This is a genomic window from Kitasatospora sp. NPDC054768 (genome assembly GCF_053612025.1).
This window is the reverse complement of record NZ_JBSHBN010000013.1, coordinates 76,604-93,301: the sequence shown is the minus strand read 5'-3', so window position 1 is coordinate 93,301 and position 16,698 is coordinate 76,604. Positions and strand designations below refer to the sequence as shown.

The window sequence follows — 16,698 nt, the reverse complement described above, 5'->3', positions numbered from 1 at the left end:
CTCCGCCACCGCGGCGGACGGCCGGACGGTGGGCCCCTTGCGACTGCTCGGCGTCCCGGGCCGCCCGGGGACGTACACCACCCGGGAGATCCTGCCCGCCGGGCACTGGCAGGTGACCGTCGACTGCGCCTTCCCCTCGCTCGGCCACGCCCAGCGCGAACTGGACGTGGCGGACGCCGTCATCGACGACCCGGTGCCCGCCGGCACGGCGGCCGCGTCGCCCCCGACCGGTGTGCCGTCGGCCGCGTCGACGGGGACGGACGCCGGGCCCGTCCCGGTGCCCACCGGCGGGACGGTGTCCGAGCCCGCTCCCGCCGGTTCCGCACCGGCCGCGGCCTCCGGCTCCGCCTCCGAGCGCGACACCTCCGACTCCGCCACCTGGGCCGCCGCCGGCACCGCCGTCGTGGCCGTGCTGCTGGTCGGCACCGGGCTCTGGCTCCGCCGGCGCCGCCGGGCCTGAGCCGCCGGCCCCGGTCGCCGGGCCGAGCAGTCCGGCCGTACCGCCGGGGTGCCTGCCGGGGACCGCCCGGGCGCGAACGGACGTCCTTCCCGGTCATCGGGCGCCATCGGGCACCCGGTGACCGGGAAGCGATCCACCTCGGACGGAGAACGTACTGGTCACCGGCTGCGCGGGGTCCATCGGCAGCCCGGTGGCCGCCGTCCGGCTCGACCGGGGGAGCACCCCGGTGGTGCCGGACGATCACGCCAAAGGCCCGGGCCGAGTGCGGCGACGGCCGTGTCCCCCGCCGACCGATTCGGCGACGAGCCAGTCCGGGCCCCGCCGCTGCGGGGCGGTCGCCTCGGCTACCGCGCTTACCGTGCCTACCGGGACGCCCTGGAGGCCCTGCTCGACGCCCTCCGCGACCGATCGCGGAAGGGGGTCGTGGGTGTGGAGGTGGGGAGCGCGTCCCTGATCCTGCGGCCGGCTCCCCGTCCGTCGAGGGTGCAGGTCGGCGGGTGCGTCCGCGTGGCTTGAGTGGGGTGCCGGGGAGTTCCGGGGCGGGGAGGCGGTCGCCCGGGTAGCCCTGGACGGCGCCGAAGCGGTCGGTGGCGGGCCTGCCACTCCTCGCGGGCCTGGACGATGTCCTCGTGGGTGCGGCCGGTGAAGTTCCACCGCATACCACGCGATCCACGGTTCCTCCCAGGTCAGAGGCTGGGTGGACCGCTCGACGGTCCTGCGCCCACACCAGCACGCGGTCGGCCCGTCCGGGCCCCGGCCGGCGAGCCGCACGAACAGGCCCTCGAACGCTCCCGGGGCGGACTGACCACGAAGGCCCACCCGGCGGTCGGCGCCCCTACCCCGCACGTGACGGAGCCCGTGTCCGGGTGGGCCGGTCAGTCGAGCTGGTTCTTGTGGACGACGCCGCCCTTGACGATGAGGCGCAGGTTGCGTTGGGGGTCGGCGAGGACGGACAGGTCGGTGGTGGGGTCGCCGTCGACGACCAGGAGGTCGGCCCAGGCTCCCGGCGCGACGACGCCGAGCGGCGCCGCGCGGTAGGGGTCGCGGCGACCGGACATGCGGAAGAGCTCGGCGTTGCCGGAGGTGGCCAGCTTCAGGGCGTCGACCGGGCTGAGGTACCGGCCGAGCCGGACGAGCATCTGGATCTGCCGGTCGGCCTTCGCGGGGTCGAAGACCAGGTCGGTGCCGAAGGCGAGCCGCACGCCGTGGCGGAGTGCCCAGTCGAAGACGCGGGCGACGCCCTCGCACACCTCGCGGTTCTTGCGGGTGCTGTCCGGGGAGGCGTAGTGGTGGTCGTCGACCTCGAACGGCTGGGTGCTCAGCCACACGTGCTTCTGCGCGAGGTGGCGGACGGTGGCCTCGTCGACGAGGTGGCCGTGCTCGATGCAGCGCACCCCGGCGTCCACCGCGCGGCGCACGCCCTCGGAGGTGTAGACGTGCGCGGTCACGTAGGTGCCCCAGTCGGTGGCCGCGGCGACCGCCGCCTCCAGTTCCGGGGTGGTGAACTGCAGCACGTCCAGCGGGTCGAACTCGGAGACGACGCCCCCGCCGGCCATCAGCTTGACCTGTGCGGCGCCCTTCCTCAGCTGCTCGCGTACCGCCGCGAGCACCCGTTCCGGTCCGTCGGCCACCCGGGTGAACCCGATCCGTTCGGTGCGGGCCTGCGGACCGCCGAACGCGGTCGGGGTGTCGTGGACGGCCCCGAAGTCGCCGTGCCCGGAGGTCTGGGAGACGGCTGCCTGGCTCGGGTAGATCCGCGGGCCCGGGAACAGCCCGCGGTCGAGGACCCGCCGTAGCGGTTCGGTGTCGCCGGCCATGTCCCGGACGGTGGTGAAGCCGCGCATCAGCATGTCGCGGGCCGAGGCCAGGGCCTGGTAGTACACGGTGCCGGTCGGTCCGAGTTGCAGCTCCGCCATGGTGCCGCCGATCGCGAACAGGTGGACGTGGGCGTCGGTGAGCCCCGGGATGAGCGTGCGGCCTCCGCCGTCGAGCACCCGCGCCCCGCGGGCGCTGAGCGGGGACGGGGTGCCCAGCACCACGTCCGCGATCCTGTCCCGCTCGACACGGACATGTCCCGGCACCGCCTCCGCGCCGATTCCGTCGAAGACGCGGACGTTGGTCACCAGCAATCCGGCACCGGAGTTGTCGACATCCATGCCGTCATCCTCGACCGGTCGAGGGGCCATCACCAGAGGGCACCCCGAATGGAGCAGTGCCGGTGACCTTCCGAAGCGGGTGCGCTCGGGCGGTCGCCGGGTGAGGGTACGGGCAGAGGGGGAAGAAGACGGACAGGGGTCGGTTGTCGGATGCTGCTGTCACGGAGGGCCGATGCACCGGGACGGACGGGTGGCGAACTTCCTGCTCGCGCTGCTGAGCCGGGACTGGACGGGCGTGCCGGCCGCGCTGGTGGTGGCAGTGGTGGGTGGTGTCCTCCTTCGGCTCGGCACGGACTGGGCGGTGGCGCTCGGCGCTGTGGCCTTGGCTCTCGGTGTCGTGCTGGCGGCCGGGGCCGTCCGGCACCTGGTGCTGGTGGCCCGCGAGGCGGGGGCGCATCCGCCGCCCGGGCGGCTGGTCGACGTGGGCGGACACCGGATGCACGTCCTCGCCGAGGGGGAGGCCGGTGACGGGCCGACGGTGGTCTGGATGCCGGGTGGACACACGCCGGGAGCGGAGTTCGGGCAGCTGCACGCCATGCTGGCGGCCTCGACCCGCTCGGTGCTGGTCGACCGGTTCGGCACGGGTTGGAGCGAGGTCGGGCCCTTCCCCCGGACGACGGCCGCCGAGGCGGAGGAGCTGCTGGCGGCGCTGGAGCGGGCGGGGGAGCGGGGCCCGTACGTGTTCGTCGGCCACTCCTTCGGCGGGCTGCTGGTCGCGAACGCGGCCAGACGGCGGCCGGACCTGGTGGCCGGGCTCGTGCTGCTGGACCCGACACCCCTGGAGGTCATCGCCTTCGCGCCGGCCAACCGGCAGCTCGCGCGCATGCGTCGCGAGGCCGTCTCGGCCGCGGTGCGGCAGCTGTTCGGCGCCCATCGCGGCCCCGGTGGCCGCACCGGCCAGGGCTGCGCCGCCGCGTCGGTGTTCGCGGAGCTCTCACCGGCGGGCCTGGCCCGGGTGGGCTGGCAGACCGTGGTGTACGACGGGGACCTCGGCGACCTGCTGTTGGTCCTGGTGATACCCCGGGACCTCACGGGCGGTGAGGCGGTGCTGGCCGGGGCCCGGGACGCGGCCGAGGCCGAGCGGATGAGCCGCTTCTACCTCCGGAGCAGGGTCCGGTACCTGGCGGCGTCGACGGCCTCCCGGCTGGTGCACACGCCGGACGGCACCGGCCACGACTTCCCGCGCGAGGCGCCCGGGTTCGTGGCGGGGGTGGTCGCGGACCTGGTGCGGGAGCTGCGGGCGCTCAACCCATGACCGTCCGCGCGGAGTCCGCCCGGGTGGGGCGCCGGCGGGAGAAGGCGCCCAGGTCCACGACGTTGCCGGTGTGCTCGCAGCGGTGACAGAGGGGTGAGCGGTCGTGGTCGTGGCCGGCCTCGATCCGGTCGATCAGGGTGGCGAGGAAGCGGCCCACCAGCGGGGCGTTCTTGAACTGGTTGCCGCTCGTCCCCATGGCGACGTAGTAGCCGTCCAGCGCGGTGCGGTCGTAGATCGGGGTCCAGTCGTCGGCGACGTCGTACACGCCGGCGATCCCGACGGGCCGGTTGGGGACGCCGAGGTCCGGGAAGCGGCGGGCGGCCCTGGTCACCTGGGCCCGGAAGCGGCGGGCGGTCGGGCGGGGGTCGGCTTCGTCCGGGTCGTCGATCCACTCGTGCGGGTCGCAGTCCGGCTCGGTGCCGCCGACCAGGAGGTGGCCGCCGGGAGCCGCCCGCAGGTAGGTGCCGAGGTCGAGGTCGGCGACGAGGGGGAAGGGGTCGATGGGGCGGCTGCTCGGGGCGGGGACCTGGTGGACCTCCTCGCGCAGCGGGCGGACGCCGATCGTGAAGTCGTCGCCGACGCCGGCCAGCCGGTTGAGGCCTCCGGACCACGGGCCGGCGGCGTTGACCACGACCGGCGCGGCGATCCGCGTTCCGTCGGCCAGCCGGATGCCCGCCACCCGGTCCGCGCGCCGGTCGACGGCCACGACGGTGTGGTGGAACAGGAAGCGTGCGCCCAGTCCGGCCGCCGCGTCGGCGAGGTTCCGGGCGGCGAGCTGCGGGTCGTCGACGTACCCGGCGTCCGGGGTGTACAGGGCGCCGAGCTCGCCGGACGGGTCGGCGAAGAAGGCGTCGTCGTCCACCGGCTTCGGCGGCCAGTACCGCCCGGGATCGATCCCGGGAAGGCGCGCGCGCAGCGTCGGGGCGTCCCACCGCTCGTACCGGACTCCGGCGCGGTCGAACAGGGCGGCTGCCTCGGACGGTGCGACGGCGGGGGAGTCGAGCAGTACGGCGCCGGTGCGGTGGAAGGCCGCGAGCGGGCGGTGGCCGGTGAGCCGCAGGTGGTCGGGCCAGGACGTCCAGAGGTGCTGCGCCTCCCAGGCCGTGGCCACGCCGGCGAAGGTGGAGTAGTTGAACCGGATGATCGCACTGGAGGCGCTGGTGGAGCCGTGGCCGGCGGCGCCCGCCTTGTCCACGACGGCCACCTGCCGCCCGGTGCGGGCGAGTTCGAGCGCGACGGCGGCACCGATCACTCCGGCTCCGACCACCACGACGTCCGGTTGGCGACTGGTCATCAGGACCTTCGAGAGGGTAGGCGGGGGACGGAGTCGAGCAGCGTCCGAGTGTACGGGTGCCGCGGATTCCGCAACAGGACCTCGGTGGGGGCGGTCTCGACGATCCGGCCGTGCCGCATGACCGCCACCGTGTCGGAGACGTGGCAGACCGCGGGCAGGTTGTGGCCGATGAACAGCATCGACAGGCCGAGCCGCCGCTGGAGGTCGCGGATCGTGTTGAGGACGGAGGCCTGCACCGAGACGTCGAGTGCCGAGGTGATCTCGTCGGCGATCAGCAGCCCGGGCTCGACCGCCAGGGCACGTGCGATGGCGGTTCGCTGGCGTTGGCCGCCGGACAGCTGCCGGGGCAGACGGTCCGCGAACCGGGGGTCCAGGCCGACGAGTTCGAGCAGGGCGGGGACGCGCTCGGCCCGGGCCCGTCGGTCGAGCCGGTGGAACGCGGTGGCCGCTTCGAGGAGTGTCCCGCGGACGGTCATCCGGGGATCCAGCGCGGTGTCCGGGTCCTGGAGCACGATCTGGACCAGGCGGCCGAGCCGACGCCGGTCGCCGATCGTACGGACCCGGACCTCCCGGCCGTCGAGCAGCACCCGGCCCCCGTGCACGGGCGTGAGGCCGACGATCGCGCGGGCCAGGCTCGACTTCCCGGAGCCGGACTCGCCCACGAGCCCGAGTGTCGTGCCGGCCGGGATCTCCAGCGAGACCCCGTCGACGGCGGCGACCGGGCCGTGCGGGCTGTGGTGGCGGACGGTGAGGTCGGAGAGCTGAAGGACGGTCATGGCGTGACCACCTCCGCCGTCACCGGCACCGGGTACCAGCAGGCCACCTGGTGGACCGCGTCGAGGTCCTCCAGTGGTGGGGCCTGCTCGGCGCAGTTGCCCCGGCGACGCGGGCAGCGGGGCTCGAACGGGCAGCCCGGGGCGGGCGCCAGCGGGTCGGGCGGTGTGCCCTCCACCGTGGGCAGCGGCCGGTCGCGGTCCGCCGCGAGGTCCGGCACCGACGCGACCAGGGCCCGGGTGTAGGGGTGCCGGGTGCCGCACGCGAGCCGGTCGGCGGGCAGGGACTCGACGATGGTCCCCGCGTACATCACCAGGACGCGGTCGCAGAACTCGCCCACCAGCGCGACGTCGTGGCTGATGAACAGGACGGCGGCGGAGGTGTCCCGTCGGATGTCGGAGAGCAGCCGGGTGATCTGCCGCTGCACCGTGACGTCCAGCGCGGTGGTCGGCTCGTCGGCGATGATCAGACCCGGACGCACCATCAGCCCGGCGGCGATCAGCACCCGCTGGCGCTGGCCGCCGGAGAGCTGGTGGGGGCGTGCCCGCAGCACGGCCGGGGGCAGGGCCACCCGCTCCAGGGCGGCGGAGGCCTCCGCCGATGCCTGGGCACGGCCGGCGCCGCGGTGCGCCCGGACGGTCTCGGTGAGCTGGGTGGCGATGCGCAGCGAGGGGTTCAGCGCCGAGGCCGGGTTCTGGAAGATCACCGCCAGGCCGGTCGCGAGGTGGTGCTCGCGCTCCTTCGGCGTCAGGGCGGCGAGGTCGGTGCCGAGCAGGCGCAGGGTCCGCCGGGAGACCCGGGCCCGGTCCGGGAGCAGGTCGGCGACGGCGAGTGCGGTGAGCGACTTGCCGGAGCCGGACTCGCCGACGAGCCCGACGATCTCGCCGGCGCGCAGGGACAGGCTCACGCCGCGCACCGGCCGGATCACCCCCTCCGGGGTGGGGAGTTCGACGGTGAGGTCCTCGACCTGGAGCACCGGACCGTCCTCGGCGGGCCCGCTCGGGGCGGGCGGTGGCGCGGGCGTAGGGGGTGCGGGCGTAGGGGGTGCGGGGCTGCGCCGGGCGACGCCTCCGGCCAGGGCCTCGCCGAGCAGTTGGAAGGCCACCGCCGCGTAGAGGACGGCCAGGCCGGGGGCGAGTGCGGGCAGGGGGTCGGCGTAGATGCGGTCGAGTCCCTGGTTGAGCAGCTGACCCCAGTCGTAGCCGGGCGGTTGGACGCCCAGGCCGAGGAAGCTCAGCCCGGCGAGCGCGACGAGGGCGGTGCCCGCGGCCGTGGTGGTGCTCAGCAGCAGCGGCTCGGCGATGTTGGGCAGGACGTGCCGCCACAGCAGCCGGTGCCGGCGCAGGCCGAGGACCCGGGCCGCGGCCAGGTGGTCGGTGCCCGCGACGGCGGCGGCGAGGGTCTGGGCGAGTCGGGCGAAGCCGGGCACCGCCGCGACGGCGAGGGCGAGCGTCGCCCCGCCGGCGCCCGCGCCGAACACGACCGCGAGGAACATCGCGACCAGCAGCGCGGGGAAGGCGAGCAGCAGATTGATCAGCGCGGCGAGCAGTCGGCGGGCACGACGGCCGACCACGGCGGTGGCCGCGCCGAGGAGGACGCCCATGGTCGCGCCGAGCAGGACCGCTGCCAGCGCGAGCAGCAGGGAGGGCCGGGTGGCCGTCAGGACGCGGGCGAGCACGTCCCGCCCGAGGTTGTCGGTGCCGAAGGGGTGTGCCGCGGAGGGGCCGTGCAGCACCGCGGACGGATCGGGGAGCTCGGCCGCCGCTCCCCAGAGGAGCGGGCCGGCCAGCGCGAGCACGACCAGCGAGGTCAGCATGATCGCCGGGAGCCAGGCCATCGGTGAGCGGAGGTACCGGGTGGGAAGGGGCATATCAGCTCTCCCGGATCGTCGAACGAGGGTCCAGCAGCGCCAGCAGCACATCGACCAGGAGGCCGGAGAGCAGCACGGCGGAGCCCAGGATCAGCACCATCGCCTGGATCACCGGGTAGTCCTGGGAGACCACGGACTGGGCCATCGCCGAGCCGATGCCGGGCCAGGCGAACACCTTCTCGACCAGCACCGTGCCGGCGATCATGGCGGGCAGCAGGCTCCCGGCGACGGTGAGCGCGGCGGTCGCCATGTTCGGCGCCGCGTGCCGCAGGTAGCGGCGGGCGGGGGACAGCCGTTTGCTCCGGGCCGTGCGCAGGTAGTCCTCGCCCAGCACCTTCAGCGCCTCCACCCGGACGATGCGCACCAGGACGGCCGTGGGTGCGAGGGAGAGCGCGAGGACCGGCAGCACGAAGGACTCGGCGCCCGCCGCGCCGGCCACCGGGAGCAGTTGGAGGCCAACGCCCAGGAGCGCGGTGAGTCCGGCGGCCAGGACGAAGTCCGGCACTCCGGCCAGCCCGGCGGTCACTGCCGTGAACGCCAGTTCGCTGCGGGGGTGGCGGCCGTCGCGGGTGCGGACGGCGGCGAGCAGTCCGCCGGGCAGGGCGACGGCGAGGGTGACGAGGAAGGCCAGACCGGCGATCTCCAGGGTGGCCGGCAGCCGGGTGCGGACCAGCTCCGCGACCGGTGTCCCGGTGACCAGCGAGGTGCCGAGATCGCCGTGCACGAGGCTGCCCAGGTAGTGCCGGAACTGGGCCGGGAACGGCACGTCGAGCCCGAGTCGGTGTCGGCGTGCGGCGACCAGGGCGGGGGCGGCGTCGACTCCGAGGGCGGCGCGGACCGGGTCGCCGGGGACGAGGCGGATCATCGCGAACGACGCGGTGAGCACGACCCCGAGGGAGAGGAGCAGCCGGGCGGTGCGGCGGCCGAGGAAGGCCGCCCAGGGGCGCCGGAGCAGGTGGGGCAAGGACACGGAGGCCACCGATCACTGGTGGAGGCGGATGCTGGTGGGGACGAGTTGGCCGCCGAAGGTGGTGGCGAAGGTGGTGCTCCGGCCGTACACGGTGCTCCGGCCGTCCGCGATCGGCAGGGCGTCCGCCGCGCGGAACAGCGCGGCGGCGGCCCGGTTCCAGGTGCCGCAGCCTTCGGTGTCCTGCTCCCGGAGGGCCTGGGCGACCAGGGAGTCGTACTCGGGGTTGGTGACGCCCGCGAAGTTGAGGCCCTGGGCGGGGGTGGGGCCGGAGAAGAACGGGATGAAGCCGACCGGCAGGGCGAAGCCCGGCGAGGTGCCGACCACCACGTCGAAGTCGCCGGTCCGGTACATGGCGTTGACGAGCGCGGGCAGGCTCTCGGTGACCAGCTTGACGTCGGCGCCGAGTGCCGTCCAGGTCCGGGCCATCAGCTCGGCGGCGGGCGGCAGGGTCGGTCCGAGGTCCGGGCTGGTGATCAGGCGCAGCCGCAGCGGTCGGCCGTCCTTGGCCAACCGGCCGTCCGGGCCGCGGGTCCAGCCGGCGGCCCGCAGCGCTTCGACGGCGTCCTGGGTGGGCAGGTTGGCGGTGGCGAGGTCGGCGTGGCAGACGGCGCCCTCGGCGCCGAAGTCGCCGGCCGGGCGGCCGGTGCCGCCGACGGCGACGTTGGCGAGCCCCTGGCGGTCGAGCGCGGACACCAGGGCCCGGCGCAGCGCGGGGTCGGCCAGCGGGCGGCCGGGGCGCTGGTTGAAGAAGGTCATCCCGACGACGGTCGGCACGTCGGTGGCGGACAGGCCGTGGCCGGTGAGCCGGGCGCGGTCCGGCCCGTTCACGTCCGCGATGTCGACGCCCCCGGTGAGCAGCAGGTTGGCGGTGGTGGAGGCCTGGGGCACCACCGAGATGACGATGCGGGCCGGGAGGCCGGGCGCCGCGGTGGTCGCGCCGGCCGGGCCCCAGGTGTAGCCCTCGCGGACGGTGAACTCGTACGGCCCGCCGGGGGAGTAGCGGCTCAGGACGTACGGGCCGGTGCCCTGGGTGGCGCGGTCGAGCGACCGGGGGCGGTCGAGCCCGGCGGGGCAGACGATCGGCAGCAGGCCGACGGTGCGGGTGAGGAACGGGAAGGGGGCGGTGGCGCCGACCGACACCGTGCCGGCCGGGTCGTCGGCGGTCGCGGTGAAGGGGACGTCGGGCAGGACGGTCTGGGCGCCGGCGAGCTGGTTGGCCGGGTCCCCCGCGTACGTCAGTGCCCGGGCCACCGCGGAGGCGGTGAGGGGGGTGCCGTCGGAGCAGGTGATCCCCGGGCGGAGGGTGAAGGTGGCCGTGGTGGTGGAGGCCTGCCAGGACGTGGCCAGGCCGGGGACCACGGTGCCGTCGGGGGCGAGGGAGACCAGCGAGTCGTAGGCGTAGCGGGCCTGGGCGGCGCCGAAGGTCGAGTACGGGTCGAAGCTCGGCGTCTCGCTGGACACGGCGATCCGGACGGTGCCGTGTTCGACGAGCGGGGTGCTCGTCGAGGGGCGGGCCGTGCCCCCGCAGCCGGTCATCGCGAGGGTCACCGCGGCGGCCAGGACGGTGGCGGTGGCCGTCCGGACGGGCGGCGGAGTACGACGGGGCATGGGCGTCATGGTGCCACCGAGTTCTGCCACTGGCGAGTCAACTCGCTTGCGCAGTAAGAGTGTTCGAATGTGACACGGTGATCGGGGTCAGGCGTGCCGGAGGCAGAGGGTGCCCCACTGGAAGCCCGCGCCGATCCCGGACAGGACGTAGGTGTCGCCCGGTCGCAGGCCGCCCGCGGTGACGGTGGAGTGGAGCGCGGTGAACAGGCCGGCCGAACCGGTGTTGCCGAGCCGGTCGACGGTGACGGGGACGCGCTCCCGAGGGACGCCCATGGCCTTCACGGTTTCGGCGAGGAGGTTCAGGTTGGCCTGGTGCAGGAAGAAGTGCCGGATCTCGTCGAGCGGCACACCGGCCTGCCGGGCGGCGCTGGTGATGCTCTCGGGCAGGCGGGTGGTGGCGGTGTTCCAGACGGAGCGGCCGTCCATGCGCAGGTAGTGCGCGCCGGCGGCCAGGGTGGCCGTGCTGGTGGGCAGCCGGGAGCCGCCGGCCGGGACCTGGACGTCGTAGGAGAGCTGGGAGCCCAGGTCGTAGGAGAGCAGGCCCGCGCCGGCGGTCTCGGAGCGGGTGAGCACGACGGCGGCCGCGGCGTCGCCGAAGAAGACGCCGGTGGTGCGGTCCGTGGGGTCGGTGATCCTGGAGGCGCAGTCGGCGGCGAGGACCAGGATGGTGGTGATGGAAGGGTTCTGGAGGAGGTGGGCGGCGATCAGTACGGCCTGGACGCCGGATGCGCAGGCCGCCTGGGTGACGTCCAGGGACAGGGCTCGGTGGGCGCCCAGGGCGTCCTTGACGATCAGTGCGGTTGAGGGCAGGGGCTGGTCCCAGGTGTAGGTGGCGACGATCACCGCGTCCAACTGGGCGGGGGCGGTGCCCGCCGCGTCCAGGGCCTGGTGTGCGGCGTCGACGCACATGTCGGAGGTGGCCAGCTCCGGGGCCAGGCGGCGGCGTTCACGGATGCCGGTGCGGCTGGTGATCCATGCGTCGCTGGTGTCGAGGGAGCGGGTCAGCTGCTCGTTGGTGACGACGGTCGGGGGCAGGTGCACCCCGGTCCCCGCGACGGCGAACGGGGCGGGTAGCCCCGCGCCGGTGTGGTGGTGCAGGGGCTTGTCCTGGGTGACGGTCATGCGACGGTGCTCCGCTCGGGCGCGATCAGGACCTCCGGGGCGGTGTGGCAGCGGCCGGAGGCGCAGGGGTCGCCGAGCACGCTACGTCGGGCGGTCCGGGTGATGAGGGCGCCGCGATCCCGGAAACCGGATGCGGCGCACGCATGCGGGACCCTCCTGGCGCGCCGACCAGGGACAAGTAAGCTCATCAGAACGTCCGTGCGCACGGTGATATCCCGGCGCTCCGGTTGATGCGGTCGGCTTCCGTACGGGTCGGGGGCGAAACCCGCCGCCTCATCCGTTCGAGGGATACTGCGGCTGCTGTTTCGCCGACCGGGCAGGGCGGCCGACCCGTCACCGCCACACTGGCCGCATGAGCGCGAGGACGAACGAGCCGGGCCGGGCGACGAGCCATCTGGCGGATCGCTACTGGGAGTTCCTGCTGGAGCGCGATCCACTGCTGAGAGTCCGCCAGGGGCTCCCGGTCGAGACGCTCCCCGGAGTGTCGCCCGCCGAGGCCGAGGAGCGGGCGCGGTTCGCCGAGGAGGTGCTGGCCCGGGCGCGGACGCTCGACGGCGCGGAGCTGTCCGGTACCGATGCCGACACCGTCGGATTCCTCGCGGGGTTGGCCGAGCAGGAGGTGCGCGCCCACCGCTGCTACGGGCTGACGCCCGCGGCCACGCCGTACCGGCTGTTCCCGCTGTCGCAGTACGTCGACGCGGTCCTGTGCCCCTTCCGGTTCGTCGAACCGTCCGACGTCGAGCGGTATTTGTCGCTGCTGCACCAGCTCGCCCGGGCGGTCGGCTCGATCGTCGACAAGACGGCGGAACAGGCCGCCCGCGGTTTCCGGGTGCCGGCCCCGGCCCTGGCCGGCGCACGCACCACCGTCGTCGGCCTGCGGAGCTCCGTGACGCGTCGGGTGGCGGTGGACGACGGCCGGCTCGGCGGGCTCGGCCCGGCCGTCCGGGGCCGACTCCGGGACGGGGTGCGGCGGCTGGTGGAGGCGGAGTTGGCCCCGGTCTTCGACGGCCTGCTCGCCGTCCTCGACGACCCGGACTACCTGCGGGAGGCACCGCGGGCCGTCGGCTGGGCGCGGTACGAGGGCGGGGAGGAGGCGTACCGGGAGTTCGTCCGGATCCACAGCGGGGGCGACACGCCGCCCGAGCGGCTCCACGAGCTCGGCCGGGAGCAGTGCCGGGAGCTCGCCGAGCGGATGCGGGAGGTCCGCGTCGCCCTCGGATTCCACGGCCCGGAGGGGGAGTTCCACGAGCGGCTGCGCACCGAGCCCCGGCTCTACGCGCGGACTCCCGAGGAGGTCGAGGCCCGCTATCGCGGCTACCTCGACCGGCTCGCCCCGTTGCTGCCGCGCTGGTTCGCGGTGCTGCCGGCCGCGCCGTACGGACTGGCGCGGCTGGATCCGGCGCTGGAGGCGGGGATGACCTTCGGGTACTACGAGCTGCCGACTCCGGCCGCCCCGATCGGGCGCTACCGCTACAACGGTTCCGGTCTGGAAGGGCGCTCGCTGATCGGCGCGGCCTCCCTGATCCACCACGAGCTGGCCCCCGGGCACCACTTCCACCTCGCCCGGCAGGCCGAGAACCGCGTGCTGCCGCAACTGCGTCGTGAGGTGGCCGAGTTCGGCGCCTTCAACGAGGGCTGGGCCGAGTACGCGGCGGGCCTCGGCTGGGAGATGGGCCTCTACGACGACCCCTGGGACGCCTACGGGCGCCTTGCGCAGGAGCGATTCACCGCGCAGCGCCTCGTCGTGGACACCGGGCTCAACCTCGGGACGATGAGCCTGGAGCAGGCCCGGGACTTCATGCGCGCCAACTCCACCGAGGCGGACGGCCAGATCGCCTCGGACCTGCTGCGCTACGCGACGGACCTGCCCGGGCAGGCGCTCTCCTACCGTGCGGGCTACCTGGAGTTCGTTCGGTTGCGGGCCCGGGCGGAGGCCGAGAAGGGGGCCGGTTTCGAGGTGCGGACCTTCCACGAGGCCGTGCTGGGTGGTGGCGGGCTGCCGTTCCCCGTGCTGCGCCGACGGGTGGAACGAGGGGCTAAGGACGGGACCTGATATGTAAATAGGATCATTGGCTTATTCGGTGAGTATGCATATTTAAACCCTTGGAGGCGGATTGGATTTAAAGCACTCGCACGGGTGAAATCTGCCAAGGAAGTTTGCTCTCGGTGGACCTGGCTCGACTACGGTGGCCAGCGGAGCGGGCGGTGGACCCCGAGAGGAATTTTCGGCCCAGCAGGGAATCCGGCACGGGAACGAAGAATTTCGGACACGGGTGCTTCCGTCCGCCCTGTTGTGCGTGCTCCGGAGTTCGCAGTGCCCCCGGGGTCCCCTGTCATCCGTCTGCGTAGAGAGGTTGGAGCATCATGCCGCCCGTAGTACCGCCCTTCCTGATCGGCCTCGTCGTCGCGCCGCTGGCCAAGCGGCTCCTCAAGCCGCTGGTCCGTGGCGTCGTCAAGACGTCCGTCGGCATCGCCATGGAGGTGAAGAAGGCGGCCCATGAGGCCGGAGAGGGCATCCACGACCTCGCGGCCGAGGTGGCCGCCGACATGGTGGCAGCGCAGATCACCGCCGACGAGCACCGCCGGGCCGCCGAGGGCCCCGTCCCGCACAAGGAGAAGACCGAGCCCGTCCACCGGGTCGAGCACGAGTCGAGGGCCCCGAAGATCCGCGCGACCGCGACCGCCGGCGCCGGCAAGACGCCCTGACGCTCCGCCCCGCGGACCGATCAGTCGCTCGGGCGCATGTTTCGACCGGTCTCGGAAGATGTGCCCGAGCAGCTACCACCGCCCTGTCGGCCGTATCGCTTTCCCTTCAGACTTTCCATTCGTCGCGGTGCTCCGTCATGCCCAGTGACGGTCCATCCGCGACCTCCGCAAACAGGTGATCGTACACATGCCATCTCTGCTGGCCGCAGCGGCCGGGAACCTTCCCGTGGATTCGGACGTGCGCCCGCGCTCGGTCATCCCGGGGCGCCAGCGCTGGGACGTCAAGCCGGTCCTCGGACGGCCCCGGACGGCCGAGATCCTCGCCGCCGCCCTGCGGCGCGTCCCCGGGATCACCGAGGCGCAGGCGAGTCCGGTCACCGGTGGAGTCCTCGTCCGGCACGACGCGCGGGTGCGCGCCGCGGACGTCGGCCGGATCGTCCGCAGGGCCGTCACCCTGGTCCTGGAGGGGCCGACCGGGACGGTGCGCCCGGCGCCGGCGCGGCCCGCCGCACCGGCCCCGCGCCCGGACCGCGGCCTCGTCGTGCGACCGGTCCTCGCCGTCGGCGGCGGGGTGGCGGCCGGCGTCGCGCTGATCCGGGGGTCGGCGCTGAGCAGGCAACTGGTGGCACTCGGCGGGGTCGCGACCGCGACCGTGGCCGTCCTTCGGAAGGCCTGGCGCGGAACGGCCGACACGGCCGGCGAGCCGGCCGGGACCGGAACCGAACGCCACCCCCTGCTGGAGGTCGTCGGACCGCACCGGCGCCGACTCTTCCGCGCCTCCGCGCTCTCGGTCGCCTGCCAGGTCGCGGAGATGGCGCTCGCCACCTTCCTCGGCTGGACCGCGCTGGTCCTCATCAAGGGCGAGGCCGCGCCGTTGGTCCGCATCGGCCTGACCACCGCGTCCGCCCAACTCTGGGGCCTGGCAGGGCTGGTGGCCGTCGCCTGTGCCGCCGTCGCGGGCCTTTCCTACTCCTCGAACCTCCAGTGGCGCCGACTCGGCCAGGACATCGAGCACGACTGGCGGAGCCGCACGTACGACCACGTCCAGCACCTCGAACTGCGGCACCTGGAAGGCGAACGGACCACCCGGATCGCCGGCGTGCTCACCGACGACGTCCGCCAGCTGGGCGCCTTCTTCACCACCTCGGCCAACGACGTGCTCCAGATGGGCACCAGCCTGGCCATCCTGGTGCCGGTGTTCCTGCTGCTGGCACCGCAGATCGCCTGGATCGCCTTCCTGCCCATCCCGGTCATCGCCTGGCTGTCGCTCCGCTACCAGGAGAAGGTCACCGCCGACTACGCCGTCGCCGGGGAGGACCGGGCCGGGCTACACAGCCAACTGGTGAACACCCTGGAGGCCGGCGCCACCGTCAAGAGCTTCTGCACCGAGGACTACGAGGCCGAGCGCATCGACCGGCTGAGCGCGCGGGCCCAGGACAGCAATGAGCGGACCGACCGGAGCACGATCCGGCACGCCGAGACCGTCCGGGTCTGCACGACCAGCTCGATGGCGGGCACCCTGCTGATCGGCGGTCGGTCGGTGCTCAACGGAAGCCTGCCGTTCGAGGTGTTCAGCCCGCTGATCGGGCTGCCCCAGATGGTGCTGCTGCGGATGAACCGGCTCGGCGGCATCGTCGACCAGTACCAGCGCACGCTCGCCGCCTACGACCGGGTCCACCGGCTGCACGCCCTGCCCGTCGAGGCCGAGGGCACCGGCGGACCGCTCGACACCGGGAAGGTACGGGGCGAGGTCGTCCTCGACGGCGTGACCTTCGCCTACCCCGGCCGGCCGCCGGTGCTGGAGGACCTCTCGCTGACCATCCCCGCCGGGCAGGTCACCGCCCTCGTCGGTGCCACCGGCTCCGGCAAGACGACGGTCGCCAAGCTGCTGATGCGCTTCCAGGACGCGGAGTCCGGCAGCGTGCTGCTCGACGGGCGGGACGTGCGCGACCTGCCCCGCCGGGACCTGCGCCAGGCGATCGGGTTCGTCGCCCAGGACCCGTTCCTCTTCGACGGCAGCATCGCCGACAACATCCGCTACGGCAGCTTCGGGGCCTCGGACGAGGCCGTGGTCGAGGCGGCCATGATGGCCGAGGCGCACGCCTTCGTCGCGACGCTGCCGGACGGCTACGACACCCTGATCGGCGAACGCGGCGCCGCGCTCTCGGGCGGCCAGCGCCAGCGGATCGCCCTGGCCCGGGCGATCCTCAAGGACTCACCGGTCGTGGTCCTCGACGAGGCCACCTCCGCCGTGGACAACGAGACCGAGGCCGCCATCCAGCGCACCCTGCGGAGTTTCGCGGCCGAGCGGACCATGGTCGTCATCGCCCACCGGCTCTCCACCGTCCGCCACGCGGACCGGATCTACGTCATGGACAAGGGCGGCGTGGTCGCCGAACAGGGCACCCACGACGAACTCCTCGCCCGGCACGGACTCTACGCATCCCTCTGGCAGCTCCAGGCCGGCGAACTCGCCGCCTGAC

General features: G+C 74.1%; 11 protein-coding genes and 2 pseudogenes. 5 read left to right on the top strand and 8 right to left on the bottom strand.

Annotation, left to right across the window (positions count from 1 at the left end):
• A pseudogene (locus ACWGKU_RS06420) lies at positions 1-460 on the top strand (hypothetical protein); the annotation flags it as partial.
• A gap of 505 nt (positions 461-965) precedes the next feature.
• Here ACWGKU_RS06420 and ACWGKU_RS06415 read toward each other — a convergent pair.
• Positions 966-1,119: pseudogene (locus ACWGKU_RS06415) on the bottom strand (pirin family protein); the annotation flags it as partial.
• A 216-nt stretch (positions 1,120-1,335) separates the two neighbouring features.
• Positions 1,336-2,616, bottom strand: a complete 1,281-nt coding sequence (locus ACWGKU_RS06410) for a metal-dependent hydrolase family protein (protein WP_401055893.1) — start codon at positions 2,614-2,616, stop codon at positions 1,336-1,338.
• A gap of 172 nt (positions 2,617-2,788) precedes the next feature.
• Between ACWGKU_RS06410 and ACWGKU_RS06405 the strand changes: the two genes are divergently transcribed.
• Entirely contained in the window at positions 2,789-3,871 is a 1,083-nt protein-coding gene (locus ACWGKU_RS06405; protein WP_452178454.1) for an alpha/beta fold hydrolase, read from the top strand.
• On the opposite strand, the gene ACWGKU_RS06400 is transcribed toward ACWGKU_RS06405, so the two are convergent.
• The 6 genes from ACWGKU_RS06400 to ACWGKU_RS06375 all read right to left on the bottom strand — a co-directional run bounded on the left by ACWGKU_RS06400 (position 3,861) and on the right by ACWGKU_RS06375 (position 11,509).
• Complete coding sequence (locus ACWGKU_RS06400) at positions 3,861-5,165, bottom strand: NAD(P)/FAD-dependent oxidoreductase (RefSeq protein WP_452178455.1); 1,305 nt, start codon at positions 5,163-5,165, stop codon at positions 3,861-3,863. The genes ACWGKU_RS06405 and ACWGKU_RS06400 overlap by 11 nt on opposite strands.
• Positions 5,165-5,941: an ABC transporter ATP-binding protein gene (locus tag ACWGKU_RS06395; protein WP_452178456.1), complete on the bottom strand. Its 777-nt coding sequence runs from the start codon at positions 5,939-5,941 to the stop codon at positions 5,165-5,167. The genes ACWGKU_RS06400 and ACWGKU_RS06395 overlap by 1 nt, the downstream gene beginning before the upstream one ends.
• Complete coding sequence (locus tag ACWGKU_RS06390; protein ID WP_452178457.1) at positions 5,938-7,809, bottom strand: dipeptide/oligopeptide/nickel ABC transporter permease/ATP-binding protein; 1,872 nt, start codon at positions 7,807-7,809, stop codon at positions 5,938-5,940. Before ACWGKU_RS06390 ends, ACWGKU_RS06395 begins: the two co-directional genes overlap by 4 nt.
• A 1-nt stretch (position 7,810) precedes the next feature.
• Complete coding sequence (locus ACWGKU_RS06385) at positions 7,811-8,779, bottom strand: ABC transporter permease (RefSeq protein WP_452178458.1); 969 nt, start codon at positions 8,777-8,779, stop codon at positions 7,811-7,813.
• A gap of 12 nt (positions 8,780-8,791) precedes the next feature.
• The gene (locus tag ACWGKU_RS06380) at positions 8,792-10,387 is read right to left on the bottom strand and encodes an ABC transporter substrate-binding protein (RefSeq protein ID WP_452178459.1); all 1,596 of its coding nucleotides are present in this window, start codon (positions 10,385-10,387) and stop codon (positions 8,792-8,794) included.
• An 87-nt stretch (positions 10,388-10,474) separates the two neighbouring features.
• Positions 10,475-11,509 carry a 3-oxoacyl-ACP synthase III family protein gene (locus tag ACWGKU_RS06375; protein ID WP_452178460.1) on the bottom strand — a complete coding sequence of 345 codons (1,035 nt, stop codon included), beginning with the start codon at positions 11,507-11,509 and terminating at the stop codon, positions 10,475-10,477.
• A gap of 352 nt (positions 11,510-11,861) precedes the next feature.
• Between ACWGKU_RS06375 and ACWGKU_RS06370 the strand changes: the two genes are divergently transcribed.
• From ACWGKU_RS06370 to ACWGKU_RS06360, 3 genes are all read left to right on the top strand, one after another.
• Positions 11,862-13,562 carry a DUF885 domain-containing protein gene (locus ACWGKU_RS06370; RefSeq protein ID WP_452178461.1) on the top strand — a complete coding sequence of 567 codons (1,701 nt, stop codon included), beginning with the start codon at positions 11,862-11,864 and terminating at the stop codon, positions 13,560-13,562.
• 311 nt (positions 13,563-13,873) lie between these two features.
• Positions 13,874-14,215 (top strand): DUF5132 domain-containing protein, encoded by a 342-nt coding sequence (locus tag ACWGKU_RS06365; RefSeq protein WP_401043354.1) that lies wholly within the window; start codon positions 13,874-13,876, stop codon positions 14,213-14,215.
• A gap of 187 nt (positions 14,216-14,402) precedes the next feature.
• Positions 14,403-16,697: an ATP-binding cassette domain-containing protein gene (locus ACWGKU_RS06360; RefSeq protein WP_452178462.1), complete on the top strand. Its 2,295-nt coding sequence runs from the start codon at positions 14,403-14,405 to the stop codon at positions 16,695-16,697.
• The last annotated feature ends 1 nt before the right edge of the window (position 16,698 follow it).

What these genes read in the sequence shown, in the direction of transcription:
- ACWGKU_RS06410 (WP_401055893.1), bottom strand. Translation starts at nt 2,616, where the DNA reads ATGGATGTCGACAACTCCGGTGCCGGATTGCTGGTGACCAACGTCCGC.
- ACWGKU_RS06405 (WP_452178454.1), top strand. Translation starts at nt 2,789, where the DNA reads ATGCACCGGGACGGACGGGTGGCGAACTTCCTGCTCGCGCTGCTGAGC.
- ACWGKU_RS06400 (WP_452178455.1), bottom strand. Translation starts at nt 5,165, where the DNA reads ATGACCAGTCGCCAACCGGACGTCGTGGTGGTCGGAGCCGGAGTGATC.
- ACWGKU_RS06395 (WP_452178456.1), bottom strand. Translation starts at nt 5,941, where the DNA reads ATGACCGTCCTTCAGCTCTCCGACCTCACCGTCCGCCACCACAGCCCG.
- ACWGKU_RS06390 (WP_452178457.1), bottom strand. Translation starts at nt 7,809, where the DNA reads ATGCCCCTTCCCACCCGGTACCTCCGCTCACCGATGGCCTGGCTCCCG.
- ACWGKU_RS06380 (WP_452178459.1), bottom strand. Translation starts at nt 10,387, where the DNA reads ATGCCCCGTCGTACTCCGCCGCCCGTCCGGACGGCCACCGCCACCGTC.
- ACWGKU_RS06375 (WP_452178460.1), bottom strand. Translation starts at nt 11,509, where the DNA reads ATGACCGTCACCCAGGACAAGCCCCTGCACCACCACACCGGCGCGGGG.
- ACWGKU_RS06370 (WP_452178461.1), top strand. Translation starts at nt 11,862, where the DNA reads ATGAGCGCGAGGACGAACGAGCCGGGCCGGGCGACGAGCCATCTGGCG.
- ACWGKU_RS06365 (WP_401043354.1), top strand. Translation starts at nt 13,874, where the DNA reads ATGCCGCCCGTAGTACCGCCCTTCCTGATCGGCCTCGTCGTCGCGCCG.
- ACWGKU_RS06360 (WP_452178462.1), top strand. Translation starts at nt 14,403, where the DNA reads ATGCCATCTCTGCTGGCCGCAGCGGCCGGGAACCTTCCCGTGGATTCG.